This window comes from Endozoicomonas sp. ALB115 (assembly GCF_049310245.1).
Lineage (GTDB): Bacteria > Pseudomonadota > Gammaproteobacteria > Pseudomonadales > Endozoicomonadaceae > Endozoicomonas.
In genome coordinates this window covers 1-1,323 of the sequence record NZ_JBLYZG010000183.1, presented here as the reverse complement: position 1 = coordinate 1,323, position 1,323 = coordinate 1, and the positions used below count along the sequence as shown (strand labels likewise).

The window sequence follows — 1,323 nt, the reverse complement described above, 5'->3', positions numbered from 1 at the left end:
ATCTTGAAACTGTTGGGGCTTCATAACGTAGCCTCCCATTGCAGGGGATCACGACAGTTTAGACCTATCAACCTTTAAAACAAACATAGCCTTAACGGACTGTTTGAAACAGTCATGAAAAAACGACAGGTTATTTTTACGAAAATCACCCAGCACCCTGAAGTTCGGGCAGTTCATCTGTGAAATGTACATAAATGCCAGATCCTGCCGACAGCGCCGTTCAATTTGGCGGGAGCTAAAAACACCGTGGCTGTAGGCGTAGATCAGAATTGAAACAATCAGTTTTGGCGGATAGGCATGTTGCCCAAGATGATGATACTTTTTTTCAACTTCCGATGTATCGATGCTTTGGAAGAGGCTCTCGTAAACAAAGCAGTCATGATCGGTGGGGAGCAGATCAAAAATGTTGGTTGGAAACAGCAGGTGCTGATCAACCTCAACGGGACTATCCTTAAACTTTGGCTGTGGCATTTGGCATAAGTCATTTGATTTTGAGGCTTATGATAACATAAGCCTATTCTCGGTCAGCCTCCTAGGAGGCTGTCCGAGAATAGCGCCCGTAGCGAGGATGGCAGAAAATTGAGGATAAAAATTTCGTTTTGTGAGGTGAATAGCGGGGCTATTTGCCGAACAAAACGGAATTTTTAGACCAATTTGCTGCCACCGCAGTAGGGCAGTCTATTCTCGGACAGCCTCCTAGCCTCACTGGCATACTCAGAATCAGAGAATAAATCCTGTCGCCTGCTTGAGACGAAAGGCGAGAAGCACCGTAGGGCAATCGAAGGTGAAAAACAGGCTCCCAGACTTCCTTGGTGGATCACTTTCGATCATGACAGGCAGGACTATGTACTCAATGATAATGCCGACATTGTAAGGCAGGTTATTCAGAAGAGAATGGCAGGCATTTCGGACAGGAAAATTGCCGTAAGTAGTTGGCCAAATGGAATCGTATATTTCTGGCTAAGTGGGCAGTTGCTATGCAAGGCGCAACGTAGGGAGCATAGCCGTAGCTATGTGACCGGAGTTGCAACGCCGCACGACTGCATGGATGCAGGAGATAGAGCAACGCAGGAGCAGTTGCCGGGAGTGACTGACAACTTAGTCAGAAATATATGATTTCATTTGGTTAACTACTTATGGCTCAATGAGCAGGGGTACGCTTCACCACGAGGCACAACATGGAAGGAAACCCCAGTCAGAAAGTTGTATCGGCATCCTGCGGTCTATGGTGCTTATACCAATTCCACCTTCTAAATATGAACTGCGCAGCCATTTTGAACAGCTGGATCTTCGTTGGAATTCCTCGCAATAGCCCTGCTATTA

General features: G+C 46.5%; 2 protein-coding genes. One reads left to right on the top strand and one right to left on the bottom strand.

All coding sequences use genetic code 11. The features are described from left to right. Positions 1 to 48 precede the first annotated feature (48 nt). Positions 49 to 471 carry a transposase gene (locus tag ACO6VE_RS24505; protein WP_422464117.1) on the bottom strand — a complete coding sequence of 141 codons (423 nt, stop codon included), beginning with the start codon at positions 469 to 471 and terminating at the stop codon, positions 49 to 51. A 651-nt stretch (positions 472 to 1,122) separates the two neighbouring features. Between ACO6VE_RS24505 and ACO6VE_RS24500 the strand changes: the two genes are divergently transcribed. Beyond that, positions 1,123 to 1,254, top strand: a complete 132-nt coding sequence (locus tag ACO6VE_RS24500; protein ID WP_422464116.1) for a recombinase family protein — start codon at positions 1,123 to 1,125, stop codon at positions 1,252 to 1,254. The last annotated feature ends 69 nt before the right edge of the window (positions 1,255 to 1,323 follow it).